This window comes from Pseudoalteromonas sp. CR1 (genome assembly GCF_019392235.1).
In the GTDB taxonomy this organism is placed as follows: domain Bacteria; phylum Pseudomonadota; class Gammaproteobacteria; order Enterobacterales; family Alteromonadaceae; genus Pseudoalteromonas.
The window spans coordinates 68,813-90,653 of the sequence record NZ_JAHXRM010000007.1; the positions used below are offsets into that span (position 1 = coordinate 68,813).

A 21,841-nucleotide genomic window follows, 5' to 3' on the forward strand; every position below is an offset into this window, starting at 1 on the left:
TAATAACTAATTGGCTAAGTTTATCTGTTATAAATAAAGGTATAAACAATAAAAGCCCGCAAGCGGGCTTTTATATTAAAAATAATAAGTTAAGTTATTATTCTACTAAACCACGGCGCTTAAGTAGTGCGTCGGTTGTTGGTTTTTGACCTCTAAACTCAATGTAGCTTTGCATTAAGTCGCGGCTATTACCTTTTGATAGGATTTCTTTACGGAAGTTATCACCGTTTTCACGTGTTAAACCGCCGTTGTTTTCCATATGTGCAAACGCATCGGCTGCAAATACTTCAGTCCAAAGGTAGGCGTAGTAACCCGCAGAGTAACCGCCAGCAAAAGTATGGCTAAAGTAGTTTGATTTATAACGCGGTGGTACAGGGTAGTAATCAATGCCATGAGCTTTTAGTGCTGCGTTTTCAAACTCTTGAACATCATTGATTTTCTTATCTGAACCAAATGAATGCCATTCCATATCCAGTAAAGCAGCGGCTAAATATTCAGTAGTACCAAAACCTTGGTTGAATTTTTGCGATGCTAATACTTTATCAAGTAATGCTTGTGGAATTGGCTCACCTGTTTTGTAGTGCTTAGCGTAATTAGCAAGTACGCTAGGTTCAATCATCCAATCTTCGTGTGCTTGAGATGGAAATTCAACAAAGTCACGCGCCGTTGCAGTACCAGCAAGGCTTGGGTATTTAACATCTGAGAATAAACCGTGAGCCGCATGACCAAATTCATGGAACATAGTCGACACTTCGTCAAAGGTCATAAGCGTTGGCTCGCCTTCAGCAGGTTTTGGAATGTTTTGCGCGTTATAAATAACCGGTTTAGTGCCTTTTAAGCCGCTTTGGCTTACGTATGCACTCATCCATGCGCCGCCACGTTTGCCTTCACGTGCGTATGGGTCCATGTAAAATAAACCAATTGCACTGCCGTCAGCATTAAATACTTCGTAAACGGTTACATCTTCGTGGTAAACCGGTAAGTCTTGACGTTCTTTGAATGTAATACCGTACAGTTTATTCATCGCAAAGAATAAACCATCGTTAATTACTGAGCTCATTTCAAAGTAAGGTTTAACTAACGCAGGGTCTAGGTCGTATTTCTCTGCTCGTACTTTTTCAGCGTAAAATGCCCAATCCCAAGGTTTAAGTTCAAAGCTTTCGCCCGAATCATTAATTACTTTTTGAATAGCAGCGGCTTCAATTTTTGCTTTTTCAACGGCTTTAGGGGCAAGGTCATCTAAAATGCCATATACATTTTCAGTTGTTTGCGCCATACGCGACGTCATTACATACGAAGCCCAGTCTTTGTAGCCTAACAGCTCTGCTTTTTGTGCACGTAAGTTAGTTTCTTCAATGATGATAGGGCCATTTGTTTGTGCCGCACGGTTTGCTGATGCAGTAAAAATTTGCTCACGTAATTCGCGGTTTTCAAGGCTTGATAAAATAGGCTGTTGCGTGGTGTTCACAAGCGTGATCATGTAGCCATCTTTACCTGCTTTTTTAGCTGCAGCGGCAAGGCCTGCAATTTCACCTTCAGAAAGGCCAGCAAGTTTAGCTTTGTCAGTAACAACAATGACATCTTCTTTAAAGGATTTTAAAACGTTTTGCGAAAACGCAGTAGATAAGTTAGCAAGTTGTGCGTTAATTTCACGCATTTTTGCTTTTTCTTCGTCACTTAGTTTAGCGCCGGCTTTTACAAACTGCTTGTAGTAAAAATCAACAAGACGTTGGTCTTCAACGCTTAGTGTTGCTTGGTTGTCGTATATTGTTTGAACGCGCTCAAATAAAGCGCCGTTTAAATAAATGTCATCAGAGTGAGCCGATAATACAGGCGCCATTTTTTTACTAATGCGCTGGTATTCATCATCTGAGATTAAGCCCGATAAGTTATAAAATGCCGTTGATACACGGTTCAATAACTCACCAGATAGTTCCATTTCAACTAACGTGTTTTTGAATGTTGCTGGCTCTGGGTTATTAGCAATTGCTTGTATTTGAGCTGTATGCTCTGCAATACCTGCATCAAATACGGCTTCGTAATCTTTAGTACCAAATTTATCAAACTCAGGTGCCATGTATTGTAAAGGACTTGGTTTGAATAACACATTGCTTGCGTTTACGTCTTGCACTTGTGCTGCGCTTTCTTTTGCCATTGTTTGTGTTTCTGATTTATTTTCTGAACAGGCAGATAGTAATAATGCACTAGCAATTGTAGTGGCGATTAGGGTTTTACGCATAATAACTCCATAGAAAGATTAGCCGGAATAGGCTTTTCGAGTCGAAAAACCCACTTAACTTACCAAATTTTGATTTATATACAATAAAGTTTATCGAGATTAAGCTGGATTTAAACGCAAATTAGCTAAAAATAGGAGTTTAGGTAGGTAAAAGTAGCTTGAGCTGTTTATTTTGATGCCCTTTTTGGAGTCATAAGTGCTATAAAATAACAAAGCGCAATTTTTAAAGTCAGTTAAATTGCATTGTGGCGTGTTAAGGTTAGTTAATTAAAACACATTCACCTTATAATAAAGTTAAAGACTCCCTGATTGGAAAATAAATGAATTTAGAACAAATAAACGAAATCCTTTCTTTTGTTGTATTTAGTTACAACGACATCCAACTAACAGTGGCAAAAATAATTCAGGTGCCGCTTATTTTGTTTGCAATGTGGTTTGTGGTGACCCACATTGGTAAGTTAATAAAAAGAACCCTACTTGCCAAAAAAATAAGCCAAGATGCTGTTCATTTATTTACGCGTATTTATTTTATTTTAAGTATCGCCATTTTAGTTTTCACCTCGCTGGAAGTATTAAACATCCCATTAACGGCTTTTGCGTTTGTATCTGGCGCCATTGCAATAGGTGTGGGGTTTGGTGCGCAAAATATAATTAATAACTTTATAAGCGGTTGGATATTAATGTGGGAACGCCCCATTCGAATAGGTGACTTTTTAGAAGTAGGCAGTGCCAAAGGTGTCGTCGAAACTATAAATACTCGTTCAACGCGTATACGTCGAAATGACGGGGTACATATGCTAATACCCAACAGTCAATTATTAGAGAACACAGTAACCAACTGGACGTTAATTGATGGAAATGCACGTTCATCGGTGAGTGTTGGGGTGGCGTATGGATCAGATGTGGTATTAGTTAAAAAGCTCATTCAGCAGGTGTTAGATGAACATGGCGCAATTTTAAAAACACCAAAATCGGCAGTGTTGTTTGATGACTTTGCCGATAGCTCGCTAGTTTTTAACGCTGTTTTTTGGGTATGTGCTGAATCTGAAACCATGCTTAGAACTGTGCGCAGTGATATTCGCTTTAGTCTGTATGACATATTTGAGCAACATAGTGTGGTGATTGCGTTCCCTCAACGTGACATTCATATCGATGGTGAAATAGCCATAAAGCGTACTTGATAAAACATTGAAAAAACCCTCCTAGTGCGGTTTTTTCTTCGCCAGCAAAAATCGTACCTAAGTTAGGTTTTTTAGTTAAAACTTTAAAATTGCTACTTTATTTGTGGTTTTATTGATAAGGACATATGTCCTTATGGTTGGGTTTTTACATCTAAAAAGTAATTAAAAGCCGCTATCTTGTGGTTAAATGTTGCAAAATAGTTTCAAAATTACAAAGATTTTATGCAGTAAATTTATCACACAGTGGTATAATCTCACTCGTTCGTTCAGCCTCATTATTTCGTTTTTGTACTCTCGATAATAAGGTCCGCGCGCATATAGCCAAGTCGCGAAAAATTGTACGAACCCGCAATGAATACATTGCGCAACACAAAAAACCGTTGAACAAGAGTGCATACAAAAGGTTAATACCCGACATGAAAGCAATTAAAAAATCTGCAATAGCGACAATCATCAATGCCGCACTAATCTCTGCTGCTGGCACTTCTGTTTCTTCATTTGCTGCTGAAGAAGAAACGGCTAAAAAAAGTAATCAACTAGAAGTTATCCAAGTTACTGCACGTAAACGTGTAGAAAATGCTCAAGAGGTGCCTGTAGCTGTATCTGCATTGCAAGGTGATAACCTTGATGCCTACAGCTCTGCGGGTATGGACATTCGTTTTATGAATGCGAAAATTCCAAGCTTGTCTATCGAATCTTCATTTGGCCGTTCTTTCCCTCGTTTTTACGTACGTGGTTTAGGAAACACCGATTTCGATTTGAATGCGTCTCAACCTGTATCGTTAGTTGTTGATGAAGTTGTTCAAGAAAATGCGATTTTAAAAGGCTTTCCAGTATTTGATATTGAGCGCGTAGAAGTATTACGTGGTCCGCAAGGTACTTTATTTGGCCGTAATACGCCTGCAGGCCTTGTTAAGTTTGATTCAGTTAAACCTAGCCAAGAGTTTGACGGTTACGGTGCGGTTTCATACGGTAGCCGTGGCGCAGTAGACACTGAAGGTGCTGTAGGTGGTGCGCTAACAGATCGTTTATCTGCTCGCGTTTCATTATTATGGCAAGATAAAGATGATTACATTGATAACCAAGCACCTAATTTTGAAGCTAAAGATCAACAGGGCGGTTATACTGAAAAAGCTGCACGTATTCAGTTTTTATATGAAGGCGATGATTTTTCTGCGCTTTTAAACTATCACACACGTGATTTAGATGGTTCGCCTATTGCGTTTCGTGCAAACGTAATTGAATCTGGCTCTAACGAATTGGTTGATAACTACGAGCATGATGTTGTTTATCAAGATGCCGGTGCTCGTTCTACTCAACAAGTAGAATCTGAAGGTATGAGCTTAAGACTTGAGTGGGAACTTAAAAACCACACTATAACGTCTATCTCTGCATGGGAAAGCGCTGAAATTTACTCTCGTGGTGATATTGACGGTGGTTACGGTGCTGTTTTCCTTCCTGATTACATGGGCCCTGGCTTTATTCCATTCCCTTCAGAAAGTGCCGATGGTATTCCTGAGCAAGATCAAATTACTCAAGAACTTCGTTTATCAAGTAACTTTGACGGCGACTTAAATTATCAAGTGGGCGTTTTTTACTTTGATGAAGAACTAACAATTGAAAACTTTAGCTACGACACATTTTCATCACCAAATGCTGGCGCCTTAAACGGGTATGTAAAACAGCAGCAAGACACAACAGCATGGGCAGTATTTGGCTCTGTTGATTATGTTGTATCTGATGATTTAAAAGTAACAGCGGGTCTTCGTTACTCTGATGATGAAAAAGATTTCTCTGCAGATCGTACACTTAGCCCTGTTGGCGGTGGTGCTTTATTTATCGAGCAAGATGTTAGCGATAGCCATGTAAGCTGGGATTTATCTGCAAACTACAAAGTAAACGAAGACGTAAACTGGTACAGCCGCGTAGCTAATACATTCCGCGCACCAAGCTTGCAAGGTCGTATTTTATTTGGTGATGAAGTAACAACAGCTGATTCTGAAACCGTAACTTCATTTGAAACAGGTATTAAATCAGACGTGTTAGACGGACAAGGTCGCGTAAACGCAACTGTGTTCTACTACACAATGAGCGATCAGCAATTGACTGCTGTAGGTGGTGGTGCAAACTTTAACCGCTTAATCAATGCAGATAAAACGACGGGCTACGGTTTTGAGTTAGACACTGAGTGGGTATTAAGCGATGAGCTTAATGCAACATTTAACTTAAGCTATAACAAAACTGAGCTTAAAGATAATGACCTAGCTGTAGCTGTGTGTGGCCAGTGTACTGTGACAGATCCAACTTTCCAAGTTGCAGGTCCTTTTGGTCCTGAAGCTCGTGCAATTTTAGACGGTAACAGCTTACCGCATGCACCAGAGTGGATTTCTAACTTTACACTTCGTTACACTAAAGAGCTTGAAGATGGTGATTTCTTTGCAAATGGTGATATTTCTTACCGCAGCAAAATCAACATGTTCTTATATGAATCTGTAGAGTTTGAAGGCAAGCCTTTAACTGAAGTTGGTCTTCGTGCAGGTTACAGATGGGCACAAGGTGACTACGAATACGAAGTTGCTGGTTTTGTTCGTAACTTATTTGATGAGCAACAAGCAATAGGCGCAATCGACTTTAACAATAACACGGGAATTGTTAATGAAGAGCGTTATGTTGGTGCTGAATTTAAAGTTAAATTCTTCTAATTAGTAGATTAGAAATATGCATTTAAAAGCCTGCCATGTGCAGGCTTTTTATTTTGTGATCCCTTTTAGAGCTGTTAAAGTAGCGCATAATTGGTTTATTGATAGAGAAATAGAATGGCTGGATTTTGGAATTATCGTGTGATTTTTTGTGAAGCAACAAAAGATGAAGCAGCGCAATATCAAATACACGAAGTAGAATATAACCTTAATGGTAAAGTAACTAATTGGTCTGAAACAGGTGCAGCACCGTTCGGTACAACGCTTGATGAATTAAAAGATGACTCGGCGCGCTTAAAAACCGCTTTTGAAAAACCTGTACTTAAGGTGGTTCGTAAAGCGCGTGGCTATGAGTTAGTTGATATTGAAACTGGTGAAGAGGCTTTTGGTGAGCCGCCTGCTGGTTTAACGCAATAATCATGTAATAACAAAAAAGGTGCTGAAGCACCTTTTTTTAGCACTATAATTTAAGGAGAAATCATGAGTTTACAGGCCGTTTTATTTGATATGGATGGCACGCTAGTCGATTCAGAAGCAATGCACTTTGTATGTTGGAGCACACTGTTAGCGCCATTTGGAGTAAGTTATTTAGAAGAAGAATTTTGTCAGCGATTTTCAGGGCGTCCTACACTTGAAGCGGCAATTGAAATTAAAAGTGAGAATAACTTATCAGTCAGTGCTGAGTTTTTAGCCGCAGAGAAATACCGATTATTTGGTGAATACGTAAAAACGAATTTACCGCCTCTTATGCCTTTTGTGGTGCAAACATTAAAAGCGGTTAAAAATAGCAGCTTAAAAATGGCACTCGTAACAGGAAGTGCAACAAGTGAAGCGATGCCAATTCTAAAAGGGTTGGGGTTTTATGAGTTTTTTGATAGCGTTGTTACCAAAGATGATGTGATTAACCCCAAACCGGCAGGCGACCCATATTTACTCGCTTTAAAGCAAATAAACATAAAGGCAGAAAATGCGATAGCTGTAGAAGATACGTTTACAGGCGTAAGCGCTGCAAATAATGCGAGCTTAAGAGTGGTTGCTATTGCAAATAGCCACACCAAAGAACATGACTTTAGCAAAGCGACCTATTGCATGGGTAACCTTGAGGAGTTTTGGCAATGGGTGCAATCTCAACTATAGTTTAAGTCACTATTACCTAGCTTGGATGCGCTAATGATTGCTCTAAAATGGATGTTATTAATTACGGTTATTTTGTTTAGCTGCTCGGCTTATACTTCTCAGCCTTCTGTATTATTAGCCAAAGTGTATGATGAAGAAAAGCACGACGATATTAGCGCCTACTTAGTCAGCGAAAAATTTGACGGTGTAAGAGCCATATGGACCGGCACACAGTTTGTTACTCGCAAAGGTAATGTGATTAATGCACCACCTTGGTTTAGCGCATCACTGCCTAACATATGGTTAGACGGCGAGCTTTGGACTGAACGGGCACATTTTGCTGCATTAAGCGGTATAGTAAGAACTAAAATACCAAATAACCAAGACTGGCAAACTGTCACTTACAAAATATTTGATATGCCAGATAAAACCCTACCTTTCAGTGAGCGTTATAAAAATTACTCTCAACTTGTTACACATATTAATCAGCCCCATATCCAAGCAGTTAAGCAGGTTCAATTTAAAGATAACAAACAGCTCTCTGATAACTTCAATAGCATAACGGCACAGGGTGCAGAAGGCGTTATGCTGCACCTAGCTGATGCAAAACATAAAAGTGGACGAAGTGGTGCTTTGTTAAAGCTAAAGCCTTACCTTGATGCTGAGGCGGTTGTTATTGCTCATTTGCCGGGTAAAGGTAAATACACGGGGATGCTTGGTGCGCTTCGCGTTAAGTCAGCCTCTGGGCAGTTGTTTTCAATTGGTACAGGGTTTAGTGATGCCCAACGGCAAAACCCACCGGCCATTGGCAGCACTGTTACCTATCGTTTTCACGGGTTAACTAAGAATGGTCTTCCACGCTTTGCTAGTTTTTTGAGAGTAAGAGAAAGCATATAGCAATTTAAAAGTAATCTTAAGTATGCTAAATTGCGCGGCCTTTTTGGTAATGTGTGGTGGTATATGTTTGTAGGTTTTGATTACGGTAGTTCTAATTGTGCTATGGGTGTAATGAACGATAATAATGTTCAGTTAGTGCCTTTAGAGCAAGGCAAACATTACTTACCTTCTACACTTTATACGCATCATAGTGCTTTGGTAGTTGATTTTGTGGCTAAGCATTTGAAAGCCACCGCGCACGAGCAAGATTTTAACTCTCAGCGCCAAGCACTCTTAAATTCATTGCCTCGAATTAAATCAGACCTTGATTTACAACCTTCAGATGAAACCTTATTTATTGGCCGAGAAGCAATTAGTGAATACGTTCAATTTCCTGAAGAAGGGTACTTTGTTAAGTCACCCAAATCGTTTTTTGGCGCAACCGGTTTAAAGCAAGGGCAAATCAACTTTTTTGAAGACATTGCAACGGCAATGATTTTAAAAATAAAACAACGTGCAGAGCAATCTTTAGAAAAAGAGCTTACTCAAACTGTTATTGGCCGCCCTGTAAATTTTCAGGCGGTGGGTGGTGAGCAGTCTAACCAGCAAGCGGTTGGTATTTTAGAGCGAGCAGCAAAACGAGCTGGTTTTAAAGACGTTGATTTTTTATATGAGCCGCTTGCAGCCGGTATCGACTACGAAAGTGATTTAACACACGATCAGAAAGTGTTGGTTATAGATATTGGTGGAGGCACCAGTGACTGTTCATTTGTGCAAATGGGCCCCAGTTTTAGAGGAAATAGTCAGCGTGATAACGACTTTTTAGCTCACAGTGGTAAGCGTGTTGGTGGAAACGATTTAGATATTGCATTGAGCTTTCATGGTTTAATGCCTTTATTGGGGCTGGGTAGTACATTTAAATCAGGATTACCCTTGCCAAATCAGCCGTTTTGGCAAGCCTGTAAAATTAACGATGTTAATTTACAAAGCCAATTTTACAGTGAAAGTCAGGCGCGAGAGCTTAATGCACAATTACGCGATGTAAGTGCACCAGCGCTTTATAAGCGCTTAATTCATTTACAGCAAAATAAGCAAGGACATCAACTTGTTCAACAAGGTGAAGCCGCAAAAATAGCACTATCGTCAACAAACGATTTTAACTGTGACTTGCGCTTTTTAGATACCGAACTTAGTAAAAATTTATCAGTTCATGACTTATCTTTAGCTGTAGAAAGTAGTATTAGCCAAATAGTCACGTTGGCAAAACAAGCAATAAGTGACGCGCAAACAACTCCAGACGTTATTTATTTAACGGGAGGCAGTGCGCAATCTCCACTAATTAAAGCAGCACTTAGCGAGCACTTAGGTGATATTAATATGGTTAATGGTGACCACTTTGGTAGTGTAACTGCTGGCCTGACAAAATGGGCCAGCATGCTTTATAAGTAGCTTATAAGGCTTTATAGACTTATTTGTCGGGTTGCGAGGTATTTTTCGTAATCTGGCAAAGTGCGCTCAAGCTCGGTGTCCATTAAAGGAGAGCTTAGTAGCATATCAGCACTTACCTCATTACACGCCACGGGAATATTCCAAACAGCGGCTAAACGCAGTAATGCTTTTACATCAGGATCATGAGGCTGTGAAGCTAAAGGGTCCCAAAAAAATATTAAAACATGAATTTCATGTTCTGCTATTTTTGCGCCTAATTGCTGGTCGCCACCCATTGGGCCACTTAAAAGCTGAACAACATCAAGCCCTGTACTTTTTTGAATTAAATGCCCCGTTGTACCTGTGCCATATAAGGTGTGTTTACTCAGTGTGCTTTTATGTTTGTCACACCACAGCTTTAGCGCGGCTTTTTTGCCATCGTGAGCAACAAGGGCAATATTTTTTTTTGCAGGAAGAGATTGTGTTTTTTGTTCCATATTAATTCTTTTTATTTGTGCCTAAATGCTCATAGTTACACCAACTGTTAGCAAAATTAGGAGAGTTATAATAGTAGATTAATAGCTAGGGCAATAAATATTATTCCCGTTACTCTATCAATCCAAAGTTGACTATTTGGATGCTGCCTAAAAAACTGTGCGATTTTGTCGCCAAAATAAATATACGTGCAGTCTATTGGAAAAGCAAAAATAGGGTATAGCAGGCCAAAAAATGCGAGCTGAAAAGTGGCTGATGATAAGTTGGGATCTACAAACTGTGGAATAAAAGCAATAAAAAATAAAGCGACTTTGGGGTTAAGTACTTCGGTCATCATGGCTTGAAACATCACATTAGACTTTTTAGCTGTGCTTATGTGTGGCTTATCTTCACTTTGGGGTTGTGTGGCAGCTGTCGTGCTTTTAATCATCATAAAGCCCAAATAACACAAATAAGCGGCACCAGCATATTGAACAGCACTATAGGCCGTAGGGGATGCTTTTAAAATAGCACTTAAACCTATTACAGCAAAAAAGGTATGCACAACACCACCTAATGCAAAACCAAATGCACTTTGCATACCTGCGGTGCGGCCATTTGCAAATGTTTGTGCCATTAAAAATGCATTCGAAGGGCCAGGAGCCACTGCCATTAAAAAACTAGCAATTAAAAATGAGAAAAGAAAATCGGGGTTAATCATCATATACATGAATTAATTAAAGGTAGTGGATGATACCAATCGTAATGATAAATAAAAAGCAGTCTATGGCTTACTGTATCAATGTTGAAGCGCTTGATTAACCTCTCATTACGCCAGTTTCACCTGCCGCTTTTTAAGCATTGTTATTAAAGTAAGCGTGGGAAAATAAGCAATATTTTCCCACTAATAATTCGTGCTAATAAGGTGGGTTATGAAAACTGTGCTTTGCGAAACAACAAATAGCTAAAAGGCACCAATAATAAAAAGTGGACGCCAATTAATATCGGGGTCGATAATTGTAAAAATTGAGTAATGAACACCAGCAAACTTGCTCCACTCATTTGCATTGCACCAAGCAGCGCTGAAGCTGTTCCTGCTTGCTTAGGAAAGAGGCTTAATGCTCTTCCTGCTGCAGAGCCAAGGGTAAGTGCAAAGCCAAATGCAGCAACAAACATGGGGATCATTAACGCGAGTGCCGATTTATATTGGCTAAACACGAGCATCAATAAACCAGAGCTAACCAATAGGAGTAACCCTATTTTCAAAGCACGTTTGGGGTGGCGCTTTATGTATAGCGGCATAACAAAGCTGGCAATAATGCTTAAAATAGCATTAAGTGAAAACCAAAATGTAAAGTTAGCCACGCTGCCGCCAAGTTCAGTAATGATCCACCCTGGCGCTAAAGTGACAAATACTAAAATAACCGACATTGTGACCATACAAAGTAAGCTATTAAATAAAAATAGTGGCGTAGAAATAATGGGTATAAAGCGTCTTAAGTCGAGAATATGCCCCTGATACACGCTATCGGCTGGTCGTGTTTCTCTAAAAAAGAACAGCGTTAAAATAAAGCCTACTAATGCAAACCCAGTTAAAAATAAGAAGTTCATTTCCCAGCCAAACTTAACCGTTAACCAAGCACCTAAAATGGGCGCCAACGCAGGAATAAAGCACACAATGCCATTTAAGTAGGTAATAATTTGGCCGCTGCGCTCGCTACCAAATTTATCTCTTACAATCGCAAAAGCAACAACAAATGTGGCGCATGCGCCTAACCCTTGTAATGCACGCGCAGAAAGTAATACTTCAAACGAAGGGGCATAGTAAGCAAGTAGCGCAGAGCCTGCATATAAGCTAATACCCACTAATGCGACAGGCTTTCGGCCAAATCTATCAGCTAAAGGCCCTGCTATTAATTGACCTAATCCAACAGTTAACATAAAAATGGCAACGGTTTGCTGCACTTGTTGCTCAGTTACCAAAAATTGCTCTGCTATGGTAGGGAAGGCGGGCAGATAAATATCAATAGCCATAGGGCAAAAAATAACAAGCAACGCTAAGATAAGTAATAAAGTTAGATTAGGTTTTGCGGGCTGTGAATGCATTGAGTCTCCTTTTTCGCGTATTTTAGGGGGGCACTCATAAAAAAGAAAGGGCTTTTGGCCTATGCATACGTCGTCATTCGTATTTTTTATTAAACACGTGATAAAAGCAGCGATTAAAACGGCTTTTTTAAACTGGTCTGATGTGTTAGCGTTAATAAAGTAACTGTAACTGGAAAACTATAATGGCAAATCAATCACCACTTGTAAAAACGTGGCATAAATTTAAAAACTTACCCTTTGGAAATTGGCTTTTTACTAAAGCTGTTTGTTTTAAAGCCCCTTACTTTGGCTCTATGAAACCTTACGTATTAGACCTGCGAGAAGGGCACTGCAGTGCTGTTGTTAAAAACCGCCGAAGTGTTCATAACCACATTGGAACCATTCATGCAATTGCGCAGTGTAACCTAGCTGAGTTGTGTGCAGGTGTGATGGTTGATGCGACTGTACCGGTAAAAACCCACCGTTGGATCCCAAAGGGGATGACAGTACAATATTTGGCAAAGGTTGATACAGACGTTACGGCTATTGCTGAGATTGATTTACCACGCCAGTGGATAGATAAAGAAGACTTGGTTGTACCCGTGAAGCTTTATAATACCCGCAACGAACTCGTGTTCACTGCAGATATTACAATGTATATTACTGAAAAAAAATAGCCTACCGCTAGTGTAGCGCTAGCTTTTATCGGTGGCTTGTTTATTTACAAACGACAAGCCGCTGTCATCTTCTTCAATCAGTGTTTTTACTTCTGTTTCAATTGGTTCAGCAGTTAATTCTACTGTTTCTTTTTCAGTGCGTTGCTTTAAGTTGCCTTCAATTACAGCGCCAGCATCAATACTCAATGAGTCATGAAACACATCGCCATGAACATGGGCACCACTTTGTATTTTTACTTCACTTGCATTGATAGAGCCAATAACCGTGCCTTTAACAACAATACCCACGGCCTCGACAATTCCTTCAACAACACCGGAGGAACCAATGACTAATTGTTCGGCTTTTATGTCACCATCTATTCGGCCATCAAGTTGAACTTCACCTTGGCTTATTAAAGTGCCAGTAAGGCGCACATCTTCAGAAATTATAGAGGGGGTATGATTAACCTTTCTTAGGTTAGTACTTGCTGATTTTTTTTTACCGAACACGAGAGAGCGCCTTTGTTATTTTTAGAGGATTGACTTGTTCGCCATTAACCAATACTTCGTAGTGTAAATGAGTGCTGGTACTTCTTCCAGTGCTCCCCATTAAACCAATCACATCGTGCTTAGCGATATGCTGGCCTTTTTTTACTTTTATTTTATTTAAGTGGCCAAAGCGAGTAACTAAGCCATTTTTGTGTTCAAGTTCAATAAAGTTACCGTATCCGCCATTACGCCCTGCACGAAGAACCACAGCGTCTGCAGGAGCAAAAATTTCGGTTTTGTGCCAACCTGCTAAGTCTACGCCTTTGTGAAATGCACGACGATTATTCATTGGGTCTTTACGTAAACCAAAGCTACTTGAAATGTAATATTTTGCAGCGGGTAAAGGTAGGGTGTTAGGTAATTCAGTTAATAAATTTTCTAGATTGTTTAACGCAACTAATTTGTCGACTATTGCCAAAAAATGACTGGGTATATTTGTTTCGTCAAACACATCAAATGGCCCACCTTGAGCAATGTGCAAAGCGTTAATTGCTAAGTGGCTTTCTAAAGCGGTATCAAGCCCTGCGCCTTTAAGCATGGCTAAAATGGCGTTGTGTCGCTCGTTTATTTTTGTGTCTAGGTAGTTAAAGCTTTGTTCGTATTGGTCATTTAAACGCGCCAACCGCGCCTCAAAACTAATAGGTTGACCTAAATTAACTTGCTTAGCATTTGGATCTTCATCAACTAAAGGTTCATGGAATTCGTTTTTATTTTCATTAATAGGGGACTCAAGCTCTTCACCTAACTGAATAACGTCTTGGCTAATTGAAGCAGGTAAAGATTCGATCATGCTTTGAAGTAGCGCTTGTTTTTGCTCAAGCGTTACAAGCTGCTTAAGTTGCTGTTCGTGAAGACGTTGCTGCTCGGTAACTTTTTGTTCCCAAAGTGCTTGTTTGTTTAGCTGGTTTTTTTCTATGTCAGAGATATGATTAGTTTGCGTATAAACACGAAAGCTCGAAATGCTCACCCACGCAATTGTTGCTAAAATAAGCATTATTGCGAAAAGTTGTAACCAAGACGCTAAAACAACATGCTTAACCTCGCCATTTTGACGAATAAGAAGTTGGCGAGCTGGAAAAAGTTTTTTGTAAGACTTTATAAATACTGACATGGCATATAAACACTGGCTACTAACCGGAATAATGTATCAATCTGAGCTTAAAAAGCCAGAAAAAAATTGTAACTGTTCAAAAATTAATAAAAAAGGGCTGCTTTTAAAAGCAACCCTCTTCATTTGGTTATGCTTGATTGAGATTATTTTGCGGCCAAAACCGTACTCTCAACTGAGCCAAAACCAATACGTGCAAAGCCTTCTTTTTCACACCAGCCACGCATAATAACGTTATCGCCATCTTCTAAAAAGCTGCGTTGCTCGCCATTGCTTAGCGTTATTTTTTCTTTACCGCCACGAGATAGCTCCAGTAAAGAGCCCGCTTCTTCATGTGTAGGCCCCGATTGCGTACCCGAACCCAACATGTCACCCGGCATAAAGTTACACCCGTTAACCGTATGGTGAGTGACCATTTGGGCTACAGTCCAGTACGAATGCTTAAAGCTAGAGGTAGATACGCGGGTAGGAGAGTGTCCTTCGCTACGCATTTTTTCGGTTTGAATTTTTACATCCATTTGAATGTCAAATGCACCTTGCTCGCGATTAGCTGCAGACTCTAGGTATTCCATTGGTTGTGGGTCATTTTCATCACGCGTCCAACTTGTTCTGTACGGTGCGAGTGCTTCTGTTGTAACAATCCAAGGCGACACTGTTGATGCAAAGTTTTTCGCTAAAAATGGACCTAATGGTTGATATTCCCAAGCTTGTAAGTCACGGGCCGACCAGTCGTTAAACACACAAAAACCAAATACATGATTTTCTGCATTTTCGATTGCAATTGCATCGCCAAGCGCATTTCCTTTACCTAAGTAAATGCCAAGCTCTAGCTCGTAATCAAGGCGTTTACATGGGCCGAATGATGGTACTTCAGCATCAGGTGCTTTAGTTTGTCCTTTAGGGCGGTGAAATGTTTGCCCAGACACATCAATAGATGAAGAACGGCCATGGTAACCAATTGGTACCCATTTATAGTTTGGTAATAGTGGGTTATCAGGGCGAAATAAACTACCGACTGCTGTTGCATGATAAATAGAAGTGTAAAAGTCGGTGTAGTCACCAATACGACATGGCAATGCAAATTCAATATCAGCTTGTGCTATTAATGTGTTTGCAATGTCTTTTTGACAATCAGCGCCTTCGCGTAGTGATTTAGAAAGAGCCATACGAAGTGCTGACCAAAATTGCTGACCCAAACCCATAAATGCATTTAGTGTTGACTCGCTAGCTGCATCGAGTGCTGTTTTAGCATCGCCTGTAAATACATTAAGCTCACTTAGTTTTGCAAGATCGATAACCTGATCACCTATCGCTACACCGCCACGAAATTCTTCGTTAGTACCTTTGCGACGAAACTCGGCAAATGGCAAGTTTTGAATAGGAAAGTCGCAATTGGCAACATTTGCTGACTCTACCCAGCTTGTTAAATTGATATCATGGGTTTCGTTAATTAGGCTCATTACATTTCCTTTGGTTTAACTGTATGGCAACAATGGAGTATTTATTTAAGCATACTTGCACTTTAAGCCATACATTTTAAATATTAAAACGACAAAAAGCAGCGAAGGTCGCTGCTTTTAATTTACTCAAAAAAGGTTATAAAACGCCGCGGCGCTCTTGATCGCGTTCAATTGATTCAAATAACGCTTGGAAATTACCTTCACCAAAACCGCCATCATCAACACGTTGAATCATTTCAATAAAAATTGGGCCAAATAAGTTTTTAGAGAAAATTTGTAGTAGGTAACAATTTTCGCTTTGGCTATCTACCAGTATTTGGTGTTCGCGAATTTTGTCTTTATCTTCTTTAACCCACGGTACACGGTCAAAAATGGTGTCGTAGTACTCAGGGATAATATCAAGCGTAGCAATCGTTGATTTATCTAGTTTGTCTAGCGAGCTAACTAAATCGTCAGTTAAAAATGCTAAATGCTGAACGCCTGGGCCATTGTATTCACCTAAGTATTCGTCAATTTGGTTGTTGTCGTTACCTTTACCTTCGTTGATTGGAATTGAGAAGGTGCCACATGGAGATTTAAGCGCATATGAAATTAGCGCCGTTTTTTGACCTTTAATGTCAAAGTAACGTACTTCTGTAAAACCAAACACATCTTTATAAAAGTTTGCCCATGTTTCCATAGTGCCTTTATAAACATTATTAGTGAGGTGATCGATACGCTTAAAGCCTTTGTCTTCAACAATGGTTTGCGTTGCTAAATCTTCAAAGTCACTTTCGTAAATGGTGCCTTTATCGCCAAATTGGTCAATAAAGTAAATTAGGCTATCGCCAATACCGTAAATTGCAGGGTAAGGAAGATTTTTGTGTGTAGAATCGGTTGCAGGTTTTGCACCGCGCTCTACTGCAGTTTCAAATGCTTTTTGGGCATCTTCAACACGCCAACCCATTGAACAAATTGCAGGGCCATGGCTTTTAGCAAATTCGGCTGAAAAACCTTCACGCTCGTTGTTCAGTAAAAAGTGAATGTCGTTTTGATTGTAATAAACAATGTCTTTACCTTTAAACTTTTTAAGCTTTGAAAAGCCAAAGTCAGTAAATACTTTGTCCATGTAATCTGCATCAGGCGTGGCGTATTCAGTAAATTCAATACCGACTAAACCTAAATAGTTAGTTACTTCACTCATTTTAGTTACTCCCACAATGTAAGCATTGTGATTATTTGTTGTTGTGTTAATGGCAAGATAATTAACCAGAATTAGGTTTAGGGGAAGCGTTGCGCTGTATTTAGTATTTAGGCTGTGTGTAAATTTTATAGGACGTTTAAGGTGAACTTGCTTTTAGTGCATACAGAGGAGAACATTTACGCTGTAAAAATAAGCGGTTAACGTTACTTTTTTTTAGTTAAGTTTATGATTTAAAATAATAAAAAAGAGAGTTTAAGTGGTTAAACTCTCTTTTTTGAAGTGGTATAAAATAGTGGCAAGTGTAATTAATTGTTTACATTTTTGGTGTGTTCACCAAAAAACTTGCTACGCTGTTGTAACCATAAATTAGGCTTTATTGCAGGGGCAGCTTGGTAATGGCGTTCAATAGTTTGATTAAGTACGCGTGTTGCTTGCTCGTAAGTCAGTTTTTGCTGCGCATTACCTAAGCTTTTTATTTCGTCGCGGCTCATCGCACGTCCGGCATAAAGCATGGCATTTAAGTAGCCTGGTTCGGTTTCGAAATTGTCATCGTTAAATAACAGTACGGCGTTTTTGAGCGCCCAACGGTTGTTTATTTCTCCATCTTCCTTTACACCTACAAGTTCGCCATCTATGTATACTTCAAATACGCCATTGGTAGGTGCCGTATAAAATACTAAAGCGACACGGTGCCAAGTGTCTGGTTGTGTATTACCAAAATAGCCACTGTCGCTGGTTGATTTACCATAACCACCACTTGGGTCTATAAATATGTCGGCGTCGTCGGTTAAGTAGTTAACGGTATCCGCTTGAACAACCGCACGGTAAATATCTTGGCCTTCAGCGGGCCAGTATAAATCCATTACAAGTGTGTAGTCTGAAACCATGCCATCAGCGGCATAATCGCCGTTAGCGGGGGTGTTTAAGTTAATATGTAGGCCTTCGGTTGGTGCATGCCTTGAAAATGCCATTACACCTGACGGCCCGTCACTCAAATCGCTAATGCCGAGTTCGGTAGTGGTTTTATATTGAGTTTCTTCTGGGCCCCAGTCTTTTTCTTCAGGATCGAAGTAACTGAGCACTGAAGGTCCAAAATCTGCTGTGAGTGGGCTTGCTGTATTATCAAAATTCCATACCGTTATGTTTTCTTCGTTTGTACATGAAAATAGTTGATTGTTGGTATCGAGGTATAAGCACTGGCTTGTTCTAAATCGGGCGTACTGATCTAGTAACCACCATGCTTCAGCAATGGGTTCTACGTTTGAAAATGTTACGCCATTAAAAAATAACTCAGGATTAAGCGCTGCACCTTTAAATAAGGCAACATCATAATTGCTGGTGGCTTGAACGTTATCGGGTGTGAGTGAAAACCAGTCTGGTTGGCTTGCATACATAGATGTTAAATCTGTGCCCGTAACTGTCACTTTATATATGGCGTTAAAGCCAGGTGTATTCGAAGGTTGCCTTTCTACATAAAATGCTTCGTGGAAATCTTCTTGTGTAAGCGTGCCGGGTGTCCACCGTTTTTGAACCAGTTCAGGGTTTAACAGTGCAGCTGTGATTGAGCTTGCGTGCTGCGCGGCTAATGCTGTTATTTCAGCTAACTCAATTGCACTTGGGTAGTTTTCTGAAATAGCTATTTCGGTTTGCGCATCGGGTGCGTAACGCCCCATAATTTCGTCAATGGCTTGCTTTGTTGGGTCATCACGTTCTGTAATTGTTTCGGTCGCAATTGTTTGATAGTTCACAACAGGGGATGTTTTATCAGCTAAATTAAACTCCAGCGTTAAATCGGTTATCCCTTTTGCATAAAAGTCAGGTTGAATAACAATGGCGCCATTTTCTAGTGTATCAAAGCTTTCGCCGCCATGAGTATGGCCCCCCAATACTAAATCAATGCCTTCAACGTCAGTTGCCATATCGGTATCTAGGCCTACGCCTAAATGGCTTAGCATTACCATGTAATCAACATCATCACGGTATTGGCTTACAATGCTTTGTGCGACTTGTTGCCATTCCCAGCTCATTTTAAATTGTTTGATAAAATCAGGAATTGGATCGTCTTGAAGTGGCTCATCTAATTCATTCCATGGCACCGACGTCATGCCAAATACACCTAGAGTAATACAGCCAACTTGCACTTTTGCAAAGCTTACAGCGGCAAAGTCTTGAAGTTGCTCCCCTTCATAGCGAGTGTTACTTGCAAGCACAATCGCTTTATCATCTTGCGAATAACTCAGCAGTTTTTCAGGGCCCCATGCATAGTCGTGGTTTCCCACAACGCGGATATCAAACTGCATCGCTTTAATGGCTTCTTCGGTTGCTGTGCCTTGTGAAAGTTGCTCTGCTACCGTGCCTTTTTCATAATCGTCACCACCGTTGGTAAATAGGGTATGTGGTGTTTGGTTGGCAACTTGGTTGAAATACGCTTTAATGCGGCTAAAGTATTGTTCCTCATACCCAAAACGGGCATGTAAGTCTGCTACATGAACAAACCGTACCGATTGTGTTGTTGCGCTCGCCTCACATGTTGGGCCAATATCGGCGAATGCTTCTTTACGCTGCATTTGAATTACATAAGTGCCTACTTGATTCACTTGTGCACTGACGTAATCATCGCTTACGGTTGAGTTAGTAATCGTTTCCCAACTATTTAGGCCCAACTGCCTGGCTATAAATAATTGCCCACCTAGTACGTAGTCTTCAGGTATTTTTATTCTAATAGTAATAGAATCTGAAAATGTAATGTCAGGAACGGGTATAAGAGTATGTAAATCAGAGATAATGTTTAGCTGTGCGTTAGCGTCATCCAACGTCGTTTTTTCGTAAGTGATTTCGCTATTCGATGAGGCTGTATTAGCAGGGATAATTAATTCAAACCCCCCGTTATCTAGCGTTGAGTTTAAGCCGTTAGCAGCAGTTAAAGAAAGTAGGGTAGGCTCGGGCTCAACAGGATCATTTGGATTAACTGTTACTGCATCACTCGCACCTCCACATGCACTTAATACAAAGAGCAAAAATGGTATTGCAGCTATTTTTAATAACTTATCCAATAACATATACAGCAGTCCTCGGGTATCTAATTTAACAATTTATTAATGCATAATATCAGTTAAAAGTATGGGAGCATAGCTGTATAAAAATTCCCCCATAAACAATTATGGGGGCATTTTTTATTTGTTACTACATTTAGAATATGCAGTAAATAATTATTAGTACAAAAGGATTAACCGAATTAGGTTTCTAATCCTTGTTTTTCCCATATTTTCGCTTTAAAGCTCATAAGCACTAAAACAATACCTACACCAATGCTAAATAATGCAATTTGTAAGTATAGGGTAGGAATTTCTTGAACGTTATTTGGATCAAAGTTACCAGCAAGTAAACCTGCGATAATGTTACCAATAGAGTAAGTTAAAACAAACACACCCATCATTTGACCCGTATAGCGACGAGGCGATAACTTGCTTACTGCACTTAATGCAACAGGGCTTAAACAAAGCTCACCCACTGTGTGTAAAAAGTACGTAGTAACCAACCAGTAAGGCGCTACTTTTAAGCCCTCAGCTGCATAATGTGCTGCCATAAACATGACTAAAAAGCCTGAGGCCATGATGATCAAGCCAAATGCACATTTTACGCTGTAAGTAGGCGATATCATTTTTTTAGATAGGTTTATCCAAAGCGCAGCAAAAAATGGCGATAAAACAATAATAAATAGTGAATTTAAAGATTGAAACCACGTAGTTGGAATTTCAAAAGTACCAATAAGTCGGTCGGTGTAATCACGAGCAAATAGGTTTAATGAAGAACCGGCTTGTTCAAAACCAGACCAAAAACACGCAGACGCAACACACACTAAAAATAGTGCCCACATTCTTTGTTTTTCTTCGCCAGTTAATTTGCCTTTAAAATAAATAAGACCAAAGTACACAAAGAATATAATAGTAAATGCAACAGCTGTATAACCGGCTACAACCGAAGGGTTTATAGTAATGGCACCCGTCATAGCGGCTATGGTAACGCCCGCAACAACAGCCACAAACAACGCGATAGCGCCCCATGTACGTGAAGTGCCTTTAGCGCTTAATGGGTTAGCAGGTAAAGCGCTGTGCTCTGGTAAGTTATTAAGTGTAATTTTGTATTGCACTAAACCAATGGCCATACCAACAGCTGCTGCACCAAATGCCCAGTGCCAGCCTACGTTCTCCATAAAGTAACCACATACGTAGTAACCTATTAAAGAACCCATGTTGATACCCATGTAATAAATAGCGTAACCGCCATCACGACGCTCATCAGCATCGCTATATAGTTGGCCTACCATTGCACTGATATTTGGCTTGAGTAAGCCCGTACCTGTAGCAACAAAAATTAAACCAACAAAAAACGAATATTCATGCGGGACGGCCAAAATAATGTGGCCACACATAATGATAATACCGCCGTACCAAACCGCTTTTTGGCCACCGAATAATCTATCTGCAAGCCAGCCACCTGGCAAACCTAAAAAGTATACCGCACCTGTGTACAAACCATAAATTGCAGCAGCTGATGCAACAGTAAAGCCAAGGCCTTCTTGTTGTAAGCTTGCTGTCATGAATAATACGAGCATAGCTCGCATACCGTAATAACTCATTCGTTCCCACATTTCAGTGAAGAACAATGTCGAAAGTCCTTTAGGGTGGCCAAACCAGCCACTATCTGGAGCTGAACTCATATTTACTTCCTAACTTAAAGAATTGTTGTGATGGCCTTATAATTTTTTGCTTTAGCTAAGTTAGCCC

General features: G+C 40.0%; 17 protein-coding genes. 7 read left to right on the forward strand and 10 right to left on the reverse strand.

What is annotated here, in order from left to right; all coding sequences use genetic code 11:
• Positions 1-97 precede the first annotated feature (97 nt).
• The gene (locus KZZ04_RS08315; RefSeq protein WP_138527466.1) at positions 98-2,239 is read right to left on the reverse strand and encodes a M3 family metallopeptidase; all 2,142 of its coding nucleotides are present in this window, start codon (positions 2,237-2,239) and stop codon (positions 98-100) included.
• A 320-nt stretch (positions 2,240-2,559) separates the two neighbouring features.
• Between KZZ04_RS08315 and KZZ04_RS08320 the strand changes: the two genes are divergently transcribed.
• From KZZ04_RS08320 to yegD, 6 genes are all read left to right on the forward strand, one after another.
• Entirely contained in the window at positions 2,560-3,420 is an 861-nt protein-coding gene (locus tag KZZ04_RS08320; protein WP_138527465.1) for a mechanosensitive ion channel family protein, read from the forward strand.
• A gap of 416 nt (positions 3,421-3,836) precedes the next feature.
• Positions 3,837-6,122 (forward strand): TonB-dependent receptor, encoded by a 2,286-nt coding sequence (locus tag KZZ04_RS08325; RefSeq protein WP_219422381.1) that lies wholly within the window; start codon positions 3,837-3,839, stop codon positions 6,120-6,122.
• Between the two features lie 114 nt (positions 6,123-6,236).
• On the forward strand, positions 6,237-6,536 hold the full coding sequence (locus KZZ04_RS08330; RefSeq protein ID WP_058405052.1) for a hypothetical protein: 300 nt from the start codon (positions 6,237-6,239) through the stop codon (positions 6,534-6,536).
• A 63-nt stretch (positions 6,537-6,599) separates the two neighbouring features.
• Positions 6,600-7,256, forward strand: coding sequence for an HAD family phosphatase (locus tag KZZ04_RS08335; RefSeq protein WP_138527464.1), 657 nt, complete (start codon positions 6,600-6,602; stop codon positions 7,254-7,256).
• Positions 7,257-7,289: 33 nt separating this feature from the next.
• The gene (locus KZZ04_RS08340) at positions 7,290-8,132 is read left to right on the forward strand and encodes a DNA ligase (RefSeq protein ID WP_138527463.1); all 843 of its coding nucleotides are present in this window, start codon (positions 7,290-7,292) and stop codon (positions 8,130-8,132) included.
• 63 nt (positions 8,133-8,195) lie between these two features.
• Entirely contained in the window at positions 8,196-9,560 is a 1,365-nt protein-coding gene (gene yegD, locus KZZ04_RS08345) for a molecular chaperone (RefSeq protein WP_138527462.1), read from the forward strand.
• 11 nt (positions 9,561-9,571) lie between these two features.
• On the opposite strand, the gene KZZ04_RS08350 is transcribed toward yegD, so the two are convergent.
• The 3 genes from KZZ04_RS08350 to KZZ04_RS08360 form a co-directional block, all read right to left on the reverse strand.
• Entirely contained in the window at positions 9,572-10,036 is a 465-nt protein-coding gene (locus KZZ04_RS08350; protein WP_058552241.1) for a methylglyoxal synthase, read from the reverse strand.
• A 65-nt stretch (positions 10,037-10,101) separates the two neighbouring features.
• Complete coding sequence (locus tag KZZ04_RS08355; RefSeq protein ID WP_058405105.1) at positions 10,102-10,734, reverse strand: LysE family translocator; 633 nt, start codon at positions 10,732-10,734, stop codon at positions 10,102-10,104.
• A 209-nt stretch (positions 10,735-10,943) separates the two neighbouring features.
• Positions 10,944-12,119 carry a multidrug effflux MFS transporter gene (locus KZZ04_RS08360; protein ID WP_219422383.1) on the reverse strand — a complete coding sequence of 392 codons (1,176 nt, stop codon included), beginning with the start codon at positions 12,117-12,119 and terminating at the stop codon, positions 10,944-10,946.
• Positions 12,120-12,301: 182 nt separating this feature from the next.
• Here KZZ04_RS08360 and KZZ04_RS08365 point away from each other — a divergent pair, with 182 nt between their 5' ends.
• Positions 12,302-12,775 (forward strand): hotdog fold domain-containing protein, encoded by a 474-nt coding sequence (locus tag KZZ04_RS08365; protein ID WP_006791419.1) that lies wholly within the window; start codon positions 12,302-12,304, stop codon positions 12,773-12,775.
• Positions 12,776-12,793: 18 nt separating this feature from the next.
• Here KZZ04_RS08365 and KZZ04_RS08370 read toward each other — a convergent pair whose 3' ends face one another.
• The 6 genes from KZZ04_RS08370 to KZZ04_RS08395 form a co-directional block, all read right to left on the reverse strand.
• Positions 12,794-13,264 (reverse strand): polymer-forming cytoskeletal protein, encoded by a 471-nt coding sequence (locus KZZ04_RS08370; RefSeq protein ID WP_058552244.1) that lies wholly within the window; start codon positions 13,262-13,264, stop codon positions 12,794-12,796.
• Entirely contained in the window at positions 13,254-14,414 is a 1,161-nt protein-coding gene (locus KZZ04_RS08375) for a M23 family metallopeptidase (protein ID WP_138527460.1), read from the reverse strand. The genes KZZ04_RS08370 and KZZ04_RS08375 overlap by 11 nt, the downstream gene beginning before the upstream one ends.
• 143 nt (positions 14,415-14,557) lie before the next feature.
• Entirely contained in the window at positions 14,558-15,871 is a 1,314-nt protein-coding gene (fahA, locus tag KZZ04_RS08380; protein ID WP_138527458.1) for a fumarylacetoacetase, read from the reverse strand.
• A 136-nt stretch (positions 15,872-16,007) separates the two neighbouring features.
• Complete coding sequence (hppD, locus tag KZZ04_RS08385; protein ID WP_138527457.1) at positions 16,008-17,054, reverse strand: 4-hydroxyphenylpyruvate dioxygenase; 1,047 nt, start codon at positions 17,052-17,054, stop codon at positions 16,008-16,010.
• Positions 17,055-17,359: 305 nt separating this feature from the next.
• Complete coding sequence (locus tag KZZ04_RS08390) at positions 17,360-20,113, reverse strand: metallophosphoesterase (protein WP_219422384.1); 2,754 nt, start codon at positions 20,111-20,113, stop codon at positions 17,360-17,362.
• A 176-nt stretch (positions 20,114-20,289) separates the two neighbouring features.
• A complete protein-coding gene (locus KZZ04_RS08395) occupies positions 20,290-21,774 on the reverse strand; it encodes a peptide MFS transporter (RefSeq protein WP_219422386.1) in 1,485 nt (494 codons plus the stop codon).
• Positions 21,775-21,841: the final 67 nt, after the last annotated feature.

Bases quoted from the DNA above. Each gene is read 5' to 3' on its own strand.
- KZZ04_RS08375 (WP_138527460.1), bottom strand. From the start codon at position 14,414: ATGTCAGTATTTATAAAGTCTTACAAAAAACTTTTTCCAGCTCGCCAA.
- KZZ04_RS08390 (WP_219422384.1), bottom strand. From the start codon at position 20,113: ATGTTATTGGATAAGTTATTAAAAATAGCTGCAATACCATTTTTGCTC.
- KZZ04_RS08315 (WP_138527466.1), bottom strand. From the start codon at position 2,239: ATGCGTAAAACCCTAATCGCCACTACAATTGCTAGTGCATTATTACTA.
- hppD (WP_138527457.1), bottom strand. From the start codon at position 17,054: ATGAGTGAAGTAACTAACTATTTAGGTTTAGTCGGTATTGAATTTACT.
- KZZ04_RS08330 (WP_058405052.1), top strand. From the start codon at position 6,237: ATGGCTGGATTTTGGAATTATCGTGTGATTTTTTGTGAAGCAACAAAA.
- KZZ04_RS08365 (WP_006791419.1), top strand. From the start codon at position 12,302: ATGGCAAATCAATCACCACTTGTAAAAACGTGGCATAAATTTAAAAAC.
- KZZ04_RS08360 (WP_219422383.1), bottom strand. From the start codon at position 12,119: ATGCATTCACAGCCCGCAAAACCTAATCTAACTTTATTACTTATCTTA.
- KZZ04_RS08395 (WP_219422386.1), bottom strand. From the start codon at position 21,774: ATGAGTTCAGCTCCAGATAGTGGCTGGTTTGGCCACCCTAAAGGACTT.
- yegD (WP_138527462.1), top strand. From the start codon at position 8,196: ATGTTTGTAGGTTTTGATTACGGTAGTTCTAATTGTGCTATGGGTGTA.
- KZZ04_RS08340 (WP_138527463.1), top strand. From the start codon at position 7,290: ATGATTGCTCTAAAATGGATGTTATTAATTACGGTTATTTTGTTTAGC.
- KZZ04_RS08320 (WP_138527465.1), top strand. From the start codon at position 2,560: ATGAATTTAGAACAAATAAACGAAATCCTTTCTTTTGTTGTATTTAGT.
- fahA (WP_138527458.1), bottom strand. From the start codon at position 15,871: ATGAGCCTAATTAACGAAACCCATGATATCAATTTAACAAGCTGGGTA.
- KZZ04_RS08350 (WP_058552241.1), bottom strand. From the start codon at position 10,036: ATGGAACAAAAAACACAATCTCTTCCTGCAAAAAAAAATATTGCCCTT.
- KZZ04_RS08335 (WP_138527464.1), top strand. From the start codon at position 6,600: ATGAGTTTACAGGCCGTTTTATTTGATATGGATGGCACGCTAGTCGAT.
- KZZ04_RS08325 (WP_219422381.1), top strand. From the start codon at position 3,837: ATGAAAGCAATTAAAAAATCTGCAATAGCGACAATCATCAATGCCGCA.
- KZZ04_RS08355 (WP_058405105.1), bottom strand. From the start codon at position 10,734: ATGATTAACCCCGATTTTCTTTTCTCATTTTTAATTGCTAGTTTTTTA.